At 58.6% G+C, this 13,640-nt stretch carries 11 protein-coding genes; 9 read left to right on the top strand and 2 right to left on the bottom strand.

Features of this window, described 5'->3' with window-relative positions; genetic code table 11:
• Positions 1-19: 19 nt before the first annotated feature.
• Positions 20-2,137, bottom strand: coding sequence for a sodium-translocating pyrophosphatase (locus tag ACK2JC_RS01060; protein ID WP_092360393.1), 2,118 nt, complete (start codon positions 2,135-2,137; stop codon positions 20-22).
• A gap of 281 nt (positions 2,138-2,418) precedes the next feature.
• Between ACK2JC_RS01060 and ACK2JC_RS01055 the strand changes: the two genes are divergently transcribed.
• From ACK2JC_RS01055 to ACK2JC_RS01025, 7 genes are all read left to right on the top strand, one after another.
• Positions 2,419-3,576: an S-layer homology domain-containing protein gene (locus ACK2JC_RS01055; RefSeq protein WP_092360394.1), complete on the top strand. Its 1,158-nt coding sequence runs from the start codon at positions 2,419-2,421 to the stop codon at positions 3,574-3,576.
• Between the two features lie 15 nt (positions 3,577-3,591).
• A complete protein-coding gene (locus ACK2JC_RS01050; protein WP_276853302.1) occupies positions 3,592-5,385 on the top strand; it encodes an efflux RND transporter periplasmic adaptor subunit in 1,794 nt (597 codons plus the stop codon).
• A gap of 48 nt (positions 5,386-5,433) precedes the next feature.
• Positions 5,434-6,189: an ABC transporter ATP-binding protein gene (locus tag ACK2JC_RS01045; RefSeq protein WP_092360396.1), complete on the top strand. Its 756-nt coding sequence runs from the start codon at positions 5,434-5,436 to the stop codon at positions 6,187-6,189.
• The gene (locus tag ACK2JC_RS01040) at positions 6,173-7,351 is read left to right on the top strand and encodes an ABC transporter permease (RefSeq protein ID WP_092360397.1); all 1,179 of its coding nucleotides are present in this window, start codon (positions 6,173-6,175) and stop codon (positions 7,349-7,351) included. The genes ACK2JC_RS01045 and ACK2JC_RS01040 overlap by 17 nt, the downstream gene beginning before the upstream one ends.
• Before the next feature lie 160 nt (positions 7,352-7,511).
• Positions 7,512-8,507 (top strand): dipeptidase, encoded by a 996-nt coding sequence (locus tag ACK2JC_RS01035; protein ID WP_227168944.1) that lies wholly within the window; start codon positions 7,512-7,514, stop codon positions 8,505-8,507.
• A gap of 127 nt (positions 8,508-8,634) precedes the next feature.
• On the top strand, positions 8,635-9,339 hold the full coding sequence (locus ACK2JC_RS01030; protein WP_092360399.1) for a response regulator transcription factor: 705 nt from the start codon (positions 8,635-8,637) through the stop codon (positions 9,337-9,339).
• The gene (locus tag ACK2JC_RS01025; RefSeq protein ID WP_092360400.1) at positions 9,332-10,726 is read left to right on the top strand and encodes an ATP-binding protein; all 1,395 of its coding nucleotides are present in this window, start codon (positions 9,332-9,334) and stop codon (positions 10,724-10,726) included. Before ACK2JC_RS01030 ends, ACK2JC_RS01025 begins: the two co-directional genes overlap by 8 nt.
• 56 nt (positions 10,727-10,782) lie before the next feature.
• On the opposite strand, the gene ACK2JC_RS01020 is transcribed toward ACK2JC_RS01025, so the two are convergent.
• Entirely contained in the window at positions 10,783-11,481 is a 699-nt protein-coding gene (locus ACK2JC_RS01020; protein ID WP_092360401.1) for a cyclic nucleotide-binding domain-containing protein, read from the bottom strand.
• Between the two features lie 106 nt (positions 11,482-11,587).
• Between ACK2JC_RS01020 and ACK2JC_RS01015 the strand changes: the two genes are divergently transcribed.
• Positions 11,588-12,418, top strand: coding sequence for an amidohydrolase family protein (locus tag ACK2JC_RS01015; protein ID WP_233460704.1), 831 nt, complete (start codon positions 11,588-11,590; stop codon positions 12,416-12,418).
• A gap of 54 nt (positions 12,419-12,472) precedes the next feature.
• Complete coding sequence (locus tag ACK2JC_RS01010; RefSeq protein WP_320936489.1) at positions 12,473-13,582, top strand: NrtA/SsuA/CpmA family ABC transporter substrate-binding protein; 1,110 nt, start codon at positions 12,473-12,475, stop codon at positions 13,580-13,582.
• Positions 13,583-13,640 lie beyond the last annotated feature (58 nt).

Genomic DNA, 13,640 nt, shown 5'->3' with positions numbered 1-13,640 from the left:
TTAACGCCTCACCGCCATCTCACATAATCGAAAAATGCAAAATCACTCCCGCGAACACAATGGACACCATACTCAGCAGCTTGATGAGAATATTGATGGACGGCCCGGAAGTATCCTTGAAGGGATCCCCCACGGTGTCGCCGACCACGGCCGCCTTGTGGGCCTCGCTGCCCTTGCCGCCGTGTTTGCCGCTCTCGATGTATTTCTTGGCATTGTCCCAGGCGCCGCCGGAGTTGGCCATCATGACCGCAAGGATGAAACCGCAGGCCGTAGCCCCGGCCAGCATACCGATCACGCCGTTGACGCCCAGAATCAATCCGGTGAGCAGGGGAGCCGCGATGGCGACCACTGCGGGGCGGATCATTTCCTTCTGGGCGGATTTGGTACAGATATCCACGCAGGCCTCGTAGTCAGGGTCCGCCGTTCCTTCCATCAGCCCGGCGATCTCCCTGAACTGCCGCCGCACCTCCACCACGATGCTCTGGGCCACCTCGCCAACGGACTCCATGGTGAAGGATGCGAACAGGAAGGGCAGCACGCTGCCGATGAACAGGCCCACCAGCACGGACGGATTGGTGATCTGCATGTCGAACACAAACTCCGGGTCGATCACTTTGACCTGATTGATGTAGGACACGATCAGCGCCAGGGCCGTCAGGGCCGCGGAGCCGATGGCAAAGCCCTTGCCCGTGGCCGCCGTGGTGTTTCCGAGGGAATCCAGGGCGTCGGTGCGTTTTCTCACGTCCTCGCCCAGGTGGGCCATCTCCGCGATACCGCCCGCGTTGTCGGCGATGGGGCCGTAGGCGTCTGTGGCAAGGGTGATCCCAAGGGTGGAGAGCATGCCCACCGCGGACAGGCCGATGCCGTAGAGCCCCATGTTAAAGTTGGCGCTGCCGCCCGCCGCATAGAAGCTGACCAGCACGGACACGCCTACGATGAGCACCGGGAACACGCAGGAATACATTCCCAGGGAGATTCCGCGGATAATCACGGTGCCCGGGCCCGTCACGGAGGAGTCCGCCAGCTTCTGGGTGGGACCGTAGGTGTCCGAGGTGAAATACTCGGTGGAGTAGCCGATCAGGATACCGGCCACCAGCCCGGAGAGCACCGCGGCGTATACGCCGGTGTAGCCCGGGCCTAGGCCGATGCGGATCAGAGGCCAGGCCACCGCCGCGATAATCACGCCGCTGCCCCAGATTCCCCGGCGCAGTGCGGTTAACAGTTCCTTCTGGGAGGCGTCCTCCCGGGTGCTCACCAGGAAGGAACCCAGGATGGAGGCCAGGATGCCAACGGAGGCCAGGGCCATTGGAATGGTCACCCCTTTAAATTCCAGGCCAGCCGCCACTGCCAGGGCGGCTGTGGAGATCACGGAACCCACGTAGGATTCGTACAGGTCCGCGCCCATTCCGGCCACGTCGCCCACATTGTCGCCCACATTGTCCGCGATCACGGCGGGGTTGCGGGGATCGTCCTCAGGGATTCCGATCTCCACCTTGCCCACCAGATCCGCGCCCACGTCCGCGGCCTTGGTGTAAATACCGCCTCCCACACGGGCGAAGAGCGCCATGGAGGATGCGCCCATGCCGAAGGTGAGCATGGCGGAGGTGATGGCCTGTACCTGGGCGCTCTCCAGGGACTGTCCGGCGGCCAGCACCAGGTGGGCCGGGTCGGAATACCAGAATTTCAGGAAAAAGAACCAGAAGGACAGATCAAAAAGCCCCAGGCCGACCACGGTGAAGCCCATGACCGCCCCGGCCTTAAACGCCACCTTCAGGCCGGAATTCAGGCTGTCCGTGGCCGCGCAGGCGGTGCGGCAGTTGGCGGCGGTGGCGATTTTCATGCCGATGAAGCCGGACAGGCCGGAGAAAAAGCCGCCGGTGATAAAGGCAAAGGGGACGAACATGGTGAGGAATCCGCCCGCGGCCATGGCGGCCAGCAGCAGAAACATGGCGACAAAGAACAGGAATACACCCCGGTACTGGCGTTTCAGATATGCGCCCGCGCCCTTGCGCACCGCCATGGAAATCCGGACCATTTCCCGGGAACCGGGATCGCTTTTCAGAACTCCCCGCGCAAGATACGCCGCAAACAGCAGGGCGATGACAGAGCCGACAGGTGCCAGATACGAAAGATTCATAGATAAGCCCCCTTTTGATGTGAGAAAAGAAAAAAATGCCTCTTTACCTGAGTATAGAACTAAAATCAGACTTTTTCAATATAGCCGCCATAAATATAAGAAAATATTTGGCATTACCCTGAAAATATAAAAAATTATTGCAAACGTTTTAAAAATGAACCCTGTATTTGATCTGGAAAAAAGTTGAAATTATGAATTCTCAGTCACAAAATAAACACATTAAAATGGTAAAGTATGGGCAAACAAAGAAATATGCCATCGATTTGAGAGGAGCAACGGTTATGAAGAGACGATACAAGGCAGGCCGCTTTTTTTATGCCTCCCTGGCCGCGGTGACGGCGGTGACGGCCGCCGCGCCCATGACGGTGAACGCCAGCACGTCCACCGCCAATTTCGATATGCGCAAAAAGGTGGTGGATCTTCTGGGGATTTTGAGTGTCACCGATTACACCGGCCAGGTGACGCGGTCCGAGTTTGCGAAAATGCTGGTGAACGCGTCCAGCTATCGGGAAAATCTTCCGGTATCCAGCGTTTCCGTGTTTGCGGATGTGCCGATGAACCATGAAAATGCCGTCTATATCCGCATCGCCGCCTCCCAGGGCTGGATGAGCGGTTTTCTGGGCGGCATGTTCAAACCCGACGACTATATTACATATAAGGACGCCTCGAAAGCGTTTTTGACCATGCTGGGTTACGCGGACAGCGATTTCACCGGGGATTTGGCCACCTCCCGCATTTCAAAGTTCAATTATCTCGAGCTGAACGAAAAGGTGAGCCGTCAGCCCGACGAGGTGCTGAATCAGACGGACTGCGTGAACATTTTCTACAACCTGCTGAAAGCCAAGAAAAAGGACAGCAATGAGATTTACGGCGCGGTGCTGGGCTGCGAGCTGAACTCCGACGGGGAGATCAACCCCATTACCATTCTGGACGACGAACGCAAGGGCCCCATCCTGGTGCGCAAGGGTTTTTCCGTTTCCGAGTCAGTCCCCTTCAGCACGGAGAACGCCAACGTGTTCCTAAACGGCGTCGCCAGCAGCCTGGCGGCGGTGAACCAGTCCCAGAGGGAGTGCGGGTTTGCGGTGATATACTACAACGTGAAGTCCAAAACCATCTGGGCCTACACCACCTCGGGCTGGGACGACGAAGACGGAGTGGGCAACTACATTCTGGTCAAGGGCGAGGTCAAGAATATTTACTATAAGTCCACGGATGTGATCACACCCACGTCCATTGAGCTGGAGGTGGATTTGAACGACTCCTCCGACTCCGAGCTGATCGACGGGGACGGCACCATCACCATTGCGCTGAATTCCTCCCAGTTACAGTATCTGTTCTCCATCTACGGCAGCGTTCAGGTGGGGGATGAGGTGGTGGTGGTGTGCCAGGGATCGTCCGGCAGCAACAGCTATACGGCTGTGGATGCCATTGAATATTGATAGATGAGGTGCGGGATGGACGGGAAATTCAAGTTCAAATTTCGGAAAAAAGGCGGCGAGACGCCGTCTGGCAGCGGGCAGGGCGAAGAGAGCCGGACGCCCTCCGGAAAGGGAAAACAGCGGGGAAGAAAAGGCGGAAAAGGAGTCAAAATTATCGTCGCGCTGCTTCTTGTGGCCGCTGCGCTGATCGGCTTCATGGCTTACCGCAATTCCAAGGCCAAACAGGCCGCGGCTACGGCCAAGACCCAGAACACGGCCAGTGTGGAGCGCCGCAATATCACCTCCGAGCTGTCCTCCTCGGGCACTCTGGCGGCCAAGGACACCTACAGCATCACGTCCCTGGTGGAGGGGGAGGTGCTGTCCGCCAATTTCGAGGAGGGGGATCAGGTGGAGAAGGATCAGGTCCTCTATGAGATCGACAAGTCCAGCATGGAGACCCAGCTGACCAGCGCCAACAATTCCCTGGAGCGTGCCAACAGCTCCTACGAGGACGCGACTGAGGACTATCAGGACGCCTTAAACGACTACAGCGGAAACACCTACAAGGCAACTGAGGCGGGTTATATCAAGGAGCTGTACGTGAACCCAGGCGACAAGGTGAGCGGAAATACCAAGCTGGCGGACATTTACAGCGACGATGTGATGGAGCTGCGCATCCCCTTTCTCTCCGGCGAGGCGGCGGCCATCGGCGTGGGAAACGGCGTCACTGTCACCCTGACGGATACCGGGGAGCAGATTGGGGGCACCGTGAAGGCGGTGGCCAACCAGGAGCGGGTGCTGACCGGCGGACGGCTGGTGCGCTACGTGACCATTTCCGTGCCCAATCCAGGGGGGCTGACCGACACCATGCGGGCCACGGCCCAGATCGGCGACTTTTCGGGCAGCGAGGACGGCACTTTCGAGGCCTCCGTGGACACCACCATGAACGCGGATTTAAGCACCGGCGTGGAGGTGGAGGCCGTGCTGGTCAACGAGGGGGACTACGTGTCCAAGGGTACACCCATGTTCCGCATGACCTCAAAATCGGCGGATAAGCTGATTCAGAGCTACAAGGACGCCCTGGACAAAGCCCAGGAGTCGCTGGAATCCGCCCAGAGCAAGCTGGAGAGCACCCAGGACAGCTATGACAATTACACCATCACCGCGCCCATTTCCGGCCAGGTGATCGCGAAGAATTTTAAGGTTGGGGATAACATTACCAAAAATACCAGCAACACCACAGTTCTTGCCACCATCTACGACCTGTCCAGCCTGACCTTTGAGATGTCCATCGACGAGCTGGATATCCGCAAGGTGAAGGTGGGACAGAAGGTGGCGGTGACGGCGGACGCCTTTGAGGGCCAGTCCTTCTCTGGCACGGTGACCAACGTGAGTCTGGAGAGCACCTACTCCAACGGGGTCAGCACCTATCCGGTGACCGTGACTCTGGACGAGACGGGGGATCTGCTTCCCGGCATGAACGTGGACGGCGTGATCACTCTGGAGGAGGCCAACGACGTGCTGGCGATCCCGGTGGACGCCCTGATGCGGGGCAACCGGGTGTATGTGAAGGATGAGACGGTGACGGAGCAGCAGGGACCGGTGCCCGCGGGCTTCCGCTCCGTGGAGGTGGAAACCGGACTGACAAACGACTCCTATGTGGAGATCAAGAGCGGCCTCTCTGAGGGCGACGTGGTCTATGTGGCGGAATCCACAGCCAGCAATGTAAACAGTTTTATGATGATGCCGGCCGGAGGCGGAGGCATGGGCGGCCCGCCGGAAGGCGGCCAGGGCGGCGGAAACCGTCAGGGAGGCGGAGGCATGCGCTGACGCTGGCCTGAGCCCCGCAGGATGAAATACAGGCCCCAGGAGGATTGGATGGAAGAGACAAACCGGGAGGCGCAGGCAACGCGTTGTGAAGGCGCGGCCGGACAGCCGTTAATCGAACTGAAGGATATTTATAAGATTTATACCCTGGGCGGCGAGGAGGTCCGGGCCAACGACGGCATAAACCTGACCATCCGCCGCGGCGAGTTTGTGGCCATTGTGGGCAAATCCGGCAGCGGAAAGTCCACGCTGATGAATATTATCGGCGCGCTGGATGTTCCCACCCGGGGAGATTATTTCCTGGGCGGGGAGGATGTGGCCGTGATGACGGATAAGCAGCTGGCCAGAATCCGCAACAAGATGATCGGCTTCATTTTCCAGCAGTACAATCTGCTGCCCAAGCTGAACCTGCTGGAAAATGTGGAGCTGCCCCTGCTTTACGCCGGAGCGGGCCAGGCCGAGCGGAGAGAGCGGGCGCTGGAATCCCTGCGCAAGGTGGGGCTGGAGGAAAAATGGCGCAGTATGCCAAACCAGCTCTCCGGCGGCCAGCAACAGAGGGTGTCCATCGCCAGGGCGCTGGCGGGCAGTCCCTCCCTGATTTTGGCCGACGAGCCCACGGGAGCGTTGGACTCCAGGACCAGCCGGGACGTGCTGAACTTTTTGAAGCAGTTGAATGATGAGGGAAACACCATTGTAATGATCACCCACGACAATTCCATCGCCATGGAGGCCAGGCGGGTGGTGCGCATTGCGGATGGGAAGATTACCTTTGACGGAGATGTGAAAGACTATGCTGCAATCCTTTAAATTGGCGATCAGAAGTATATGGGGCAACAAGATGCGCTCCTTTTTGACCATGCTCGGCATCATTATCGGCGTGGCCGCCGTGATCATCCTGGTGAGCCTGGTCAACGGCTACATGGGAAGCGTGGTGGAGAGCTTTGCCAGCATGGGCGTGAATCAGATCAATGTGAATGTGACCAATCTGTCCTCCCGCTCTCTGGATGTGGATGAGATGTACGCCTTCTACGACGAGCACACGGACCTGTTCGACGGCCTCAGCCCCAACGTCACGGTGTCCACCACCATCAAACACGGGGACGATTCCCTGACCTCCACCAGCGTTGCGGGCCGCAGCGAGCAGTACCTGGAGATCAAGGACTACAAGCTGGAGCAGGGGAGAAATCTCTCCTACGCGGATATCGCCGCCCGCCAGAAGGTGTGCGTGATTGGAGCTTACGTGGCCCAGGAGCTCTACGGCGGCGCTGAGAAGGCTCTGGGGGAGACCCTGAAGGTCGGAGGCTACGCCTTCAAGATCGTGGGCGTGGTGGAAGCCCAGGATGAGGACGATCTGGAGCAGGGCGGAACCGACGATTTTGTATGGCTGCCCTACAGCGTTGCCGTGAAAATGTCCCGGAACGCCAATATCAGCAGCTACACCTTTACCATCATCGACACCACCAAGGCGGAGGAGTGCAAAACACAGATTGAAAATTACCTCTACGAGATTTTCAAGGACGACGACCTGTACCGGGTGACGGCCATGAGCGAGATGCTGGACTCTTTAAATGAGCAGATCGCCATGATGAGCGGCATGCTGGGCGGAATCGCGGGAATCTCCCTGTTGGTGGCGGGCGTGGGCGTTATGAATATCATGCTGGTGTCCGTGACCGAGCGGACCCGGGAGATCGGCATCCGCAAATCCCTGGGAGCGGATAAAAGCGTGATCATGCGGCAGTTCGTCATCGAGGCGGCCGTGACCAGCTCCCTGGGAGGTCTGATCGGCATTCTCATCGGCTGCGTGGCCACCACGGCGGTTGGGGCGGCGGTGGGCATAAATGCCACGCCCACACCGGCGGCTATCATCATTTCCTTCAGCGTATCCGTGGGCATCGGGCTGCTCTTCGGCTACATGCCCGCCAGCCGCGCGGCTAACTTAAATCCCATCGACGCCCTGCGGAGCGAGTAACCTCGCGACAGGCTGACTCACCTCCCTCTGGAAATTTCAGGGATAATATGGTAAGATAAGCGTAAAATATGGATGGGTGAGCGTTTATGGTTCACGGCTCCGGCGGCATTTTGCCGGACTGTGAACCACAACAGGCGGGATCCGGAAAGAGGATGGAGATATGAGAGTAGTTGATATGCACTGCGACACCATTGCGGTGCTGTACGCGGACCACCGGGCGGGCGGAACTGTTTCGGTGCTGGAAAACAATTTGATGCTGGACTTAAAGAAGATGCAGGCCGGTGATTACGGGCTGCAGAATTTTGCGCTTTTTACCAATCTGGCGTCCATCGATGAGCCGCCCTTTGAATACTGCATGAAGCTTTTGGACACATTTTATACCGAACTGGAGGCACACCGGGACTTGATCGGAATTGTGCGCTCTTACGCGGATATCGAGGAGAACCTGCGGCAGGGAAAGATGTCCGCGCTACTGACCGTCGAGGAAGGCGGCGTCTGCCAGGGAGAGCTTTCCTTTTTGCGGAATTTCTACCGGCTGGGCGTGCGGATGATGACGCTCACCTGGAACCATCCCAATGAGCTGGCGTTTCCCAACGGCCGCAAAGCCCTGGAGGGCGGACATTACCAGGCGGTGCCGGACACGGAGCACGGCCTGACGGAGACGGGCATCGCCTTTGTGGAGGAGATGGAGCGCCTGGGGATGATCATCGACGTGGCCCATTTAAACGACGCCGGAATCCGGGATGTATTCCTGCACACGAAAAAGCCCTTTGTGGCCAGCCACAGCAACGCCAGGGCCGTCTGTTCCCATCCCCGGAACCTGACCGACGAGATGATCCGGGCTCTTTCGGAGCGGGGCGGCGTGATGGGAATCAACTATTACGGCGGATTTTTGCGGGACGTCCCTGTGGGCGGCGAGGATGTGAGCCGGGTTGCCGACATGGTGGCCCACATGAAGCATATCCGCAATGTGGGCGGAATCCAGGTCATCGGCCTGGGCTCGGACTTTGACGGAATAGGCGGTGATCTGGAGCTGAAAACGGCCGCGGACCTGCCAAGACTGGCTCAGGAGATGGAGCGCCAGGGCTTTACGGCGGGCGAGATCGAGGCGGTTTTTGCCGGAAATGTGCTGCGGGTTTACCGGGAACTGCTCTGACCGGCATTTAATATTAAAATTTTACATAGATTTTACAATTCCAAGGGGCGGATTTTACGCAGATTTGATATGCTGTTTCCAGAGGCGGCCGCGGCCGCCGGAATGAGACGGAGAGAGGAAAAGGAACATGGACCGGATCTATATCATAGAGGACGATGAAAATATCCGCAATCTGCTGCAGATCGCTTTGGAGGGCTTTGGATATCAGGCGGAGAGCTTTGAGACCGCGGAGGAGGGACTGGCGCGCATGAAGGAAGAGCCGCCGTCCCTGGCCATTTTCGACTGGATGCTGCCGGGGATGGACGGCATCCAGGCGATCAAGGAGGTGCGCCGCACCGAGGGTTTAAAGAATCTGCCGGTCATGGTGCTCACCGCCAGGGAGAAGGAGCTGGACAAGGTGGTGGGACTGGACTGCGGAGCCGACGACTACATGGTGAAGCCCTTCGGCGTGCTGGAGCTGTCCGCGCGGGTCCGCAGTCTGTTGCGCAGAAGCAGGCGGGAGGACAGGAGCGACGAGCTGGCCTTTGACGGGATCCGGGTCGACCGCCGGACCAGGGAGGTAAATTCCGGCGGACGGCCGGTGGAGCTGACCTTAAAGGAGTACGAGCTGCTCATGTACCTGCTGGAAAACTGCTCCCGGGTCGTGACGAGGGACGAACTGTTAAACCGCATTTGGGGCTACGGGTACGACGGGGAGACCAGAACCCTGGACATGCACATCCGCACCCTGCGCCAGAAGCTGGGCGCGGACGGCGGGGCCTGCATCCGCACGGTGCGGGGCGTGGGTTACCGGATGGTGAAGCCTGAGACCGGGGAGAAAACAAATGCGTAGAGCGCTGCTGAAAAAATTCGCGCTGGTGCTGCTGGCGGCGCTGTTTTTGAACAGTCTGATTTTCTATGGGGCCAGCAGCCGGAGTATTTTAAACAGCACCCGAGAGGACATGCTGTATATTCTGGAGAGCGCCGACAGCCTTCTGGAATACGGCGGCGATTTAAACGGCCAGGTGGCCCGGCTGGAGCTGGTCACGGACCGCTATGACAGCCGTCTGACCGTGATTGCGGCCGACGGATCGGTGGCCGCGGACACGGGGGCGGTGGCCGCTTCCCTGGACAACCACCTGGACCGGGAGGAGGTGGAGGCCGCCCTTAAGGGGGGCAGCGGGTACGCCATCCGCCGCTCCGCCACCCTGGGCAGGACCATGCTCTATGTAGCTATGCGCTCCGCCCACTCGGACAACGTGCTGCGTTTGGCCGTGCCTTATTCGGGCATGCGGGAATACCTTCCGCTGCTGTTTCCGGCGGCCATGGGCAGTTTTATGCTGGCTTTGGCGTGCTCCATCGCGGCGACGGAGCGTTTTGTGTCCTCGGTCACCCGGCCGCTGCGGGTGATTTCCCGGGAGATGCTAAAGGTAAGGGGGGACTACCGCTCCCTGAAATTTGAGCCAAGCCCGTACCCGGAGATCAATGTGATCGCGGACACCACCATGGAGATGTCCCGGGACGTGGAGGAGTATCTGGCCCGGATCGAGAAGGAAAAGCAGATTCGCCAGGAGTTTTTCAGCAACGCCTCCCACGAGCTGAAAACGCCCATCACCTCCATCCAGGGCTACGCGGAGCTGCTGGAGGGCGGGCTGATCCGGGATGAGAACATGCAGCGGGATTTCGCCGGCCGCATCAAAAAAGAGGCCGTGCGCATGACCGGCCTGATCAACGACATCCTGATGATCTCCCGGCTGGAGACAAAGGAGGCGGAGGTGGTGATGACCGATGTGCGCATAAGCGTGCTCCTGGAGGAGATCGTGGGCAGCCTGAAGCCCCAGGCCGCCGCGGGCCAGGTGTTCATCCACATCGACTGCCAGCCCCTGATGATCCGCGCCAACGCCCAGCACATGCGGGAATTGTTCACCAATCTGATCGGAAACGCGGTCAAATACAACCGGCCCGGTGGCCAGGTCTGGGTGAACGTCCGGGAGGCGGACCACCAGATGGTGGCCCGGGTGCGGGACAACGGGGTGGGCATCCCGGAGGACTCCCTGGACCGCATTTTCGAGCGCTTTTACCGGGTGGACAAGGGCCGCAGCCGCAAGCAGGGCGGGACCGGACTGGGCCTGTCCATTGTGAAGCACATCGTGGGCTATTACCACGGGACCATACGGGTGGAGTCGAAGCTGGACGAGGGGAGCGAGTTTGTGGTGATATTGCCGATGGACGAAACTTAAGAACTTTGATCCGGCAAGACTTTTAAAAGTGAGCCGCCTGTTTAAGGGCGGCTTTTTCAATTCCCCGCCCCATGATCGTCCTCCCGCATCTCATCGGCCAAGGCCCGCACCTGTTCCCAGTCCAGAATGCGGAGTCCTTTCGGCACCCGCTCCAGAATGCGTTCTTCGCACAGCTCCGAGATCAGCTGCATCAGATGGCGGTAGGAGATGGTCAGGTACTCGGCGATTTCCGTGTATTTCACGGACAGGACCCCGTCGTTTTGCAGAAGCAGCAGGCAGGCCGCCAGATTGTTGCGGCTGGGATAGGCGGTCAGGCACATGTAACGGTGGTTCTGGGCCACGTTCTGCTTCAGCGCCATGCTGCAGCAGAACCGGAGAAACTGCGCGTCCTGCAGCAGGGCGGCCCTGCAGCCCCGGGTGTCCACCTCGATGAAGCGGCACTTCGTCTGCGCCACGATGGGAAAAGGCCGCTTGTTCTCCTCAAACAGCTCCGGCACGCCGAAAAAGCTGGGCGGCGTGAAAAAATTGATCAGGGACTGCCTTCCGTTTTTGTGAAATCCGTACAGCTTGGCCGTGCCCCTCACCAGATAGAGAATCCGCGTCAGCTGATCCGTGTTGCGGATAATATACTCGCCCTTCTCGTACTCCGTGACGCGCAGATAGGGGCGGATATCAAAGGAAAAGTGAAGCAGAAATCCATTTTCTTTCAAAATTCTGTCCGTGGCTTCCGGGCTCTTTGCGCTCTTCAATTTCATCCTCCAAAATTCTTCATAATGTGAGAAATCTCATATTTTTTTCGTTACCCCTATTATATACTAATTTTAACAAAATGAACATGATGTTTCACATAGGAGTGTTATTGTGTATAAAAAAATTGATTTCAGGGTGCGCCCGCCCTTCGGTAATTATCTGACTATGTTCCAAAATGAACAGGCGCATTTTGCCAGGCTCGCCGACGCCTTTGACTTTACCGTATCCGAATCCCAGCGCACAGGCAATCTGGAACAGTTTGTGCGGGAAATGGACCTGGCCGGGGTGGAGCTCTGCGTGGTCCCGGAACGCAAGAACCTGGGAGGGGAGGACGGAGGCATGTTTCCGCTGGTCTCCCGGTATCCCGGACGGTTCATGGTGTTCCCCTACATCGATCCCACGGACGGGGAGCGCGCGCTGGAGGAGATTGACCGCTTCCGGGCGGTCTGGGATATCCGCGGGGTCAGCGCAGAGCCCACCTTTCAGCCCAGGCCCTACCGGTTCGACGATCCGGTGGCCTATCCCATGTATGAGAAGCTTCAGCGGGAGGATCTGGTCCTGTTTGTAAGCTACAGCGCCAAGCTCCTGCCCGTTGTGGACCCGGATACGGTGCGCCAGTTAGGCGCTCTGCTCCAGCGGTTTCCGGAGCTCAAAATCGTCGTGGGACACGGCGGATGGCCCTGGCACCTGGAGGTGATGGCCATGGCCTTCAACTCCCCCAATATCTACATTGTCCCGGACATGTACGGCCTGACCGGCGCGGGAAGCCAGGATTATGTAAAGGCCGCCAACACGCTGATGAAGGGCCAGATGCTCTTCGGCACCGCCTACCCGATTCTCAACATCGTGGACGCTGCCGGATTTTACGAGACCTGCGGGATAAAAGAATCCGTAATGCCGGATTTCTTTTACAATAATGCGGCGAAGCTGCTGAAACTGTAACACATTGCGATGTATTACAGAAAAAACACCACACACCAAGAGGAGGAACGTAACATGAGAAAAGCACTATCCATCGGACTGTCACTTTGCATGGCAGTGACACTGGCCGGATGTTCAACCGGAGCAAAGACGGAGACAACTGCGCAGACCACGGCCGCCACGGAGGCGGAGACTACGGCTCAGGAGACCCAGGCCGAGGGCGCAACCGCCGGGGAGACCACGGCAGCCGAAGCGTCGGGGGAAAATGCTCTGGACAGCTATGTGTACGACGGAGAGCCCATCGAGATCCATTTGGGAGATATCAACAGCCAGTTCCCGTTGAACCTGGCCTACAATCTGGGCTATCTGGAGGAGGAGTTTGAGGGCAGCAACGTGACTTTCACCATGGACTACTTCCAGAACGGTCCCGCCATCTCCGAGGCCTTCGCCTCCGGGGACCTGGATTTCGCGGAGTTCGGGGAGCAGGCGGCCATCGCTGGAATCTCGGCTGAGTACGGCTACAAGATCATTGGGCGCAACTGCGACACGGAAACCATGTATCCCCTGGTGGTCAACAAGGACATCACGGACGCGCAGGGCTTAAAAGGGGCCAAGATCGCCGTTTCCGTCGGCACCAGCGCGCACTACCTGCTTCTGACCTATCTGGAGTCCCTCGGCCTTACGGAGAACGACATCGAGCTGGTCAACACCAACGACACCGTGACGCTTCTGGCCTCAGGGGAGGTGCAGGGCGCTGCGGACCAGCTGGCCAAATTCAACTCCATGATCGAGGCCGGCGACGTGCACGTGCTTGCGGACGGAACCGCCAGCGGCACCTGCCAGATCAGCGCCTTTTTAGGCCGTACCGAGTTCTGTGAGAAATATCCTGAGATCACCGCAAAGGTGCTGAGAACCGTTCAGCGCGTGGACGACTGGATGGCGGAGAGCGAAGCCAACCAGAAAGAGGCGTTTGCCACGCTGGCCGGAATCACCCAGCGCGAGGAAAGCTGGTTCTCCACCATGTACGGCGGCTCCAACTTTGGAATCAACCTGACCGAACAGGACCTTCGGGTGCTGGGCGAGGTTCTGGAATTCATGAAAGCCAACGACCTGCTGTCCAACCCGGATATCGAGCTGGACGATATTCTGGAGCTGAAATACCTGGAGATCGCAGGCTACCGGTAAACGCGGCTATAGCCGCCCTGCCGGCCACACGTCGGAATATATGGAAAGGAAGTTTATA

Source organism: Enterocloster lavalensis (assembly GCF_046603895.1).
GTDB lineage: Bacteria > Bacillota > Clostridia > Lachnospirales > Lachnospiraceae > Enterocloster > Enterocloster lavalensis.
Note: the sequence above shows the minus strand (reverse complement) of the source record. Positions and strands in the feature narration are given on the sequence as shown.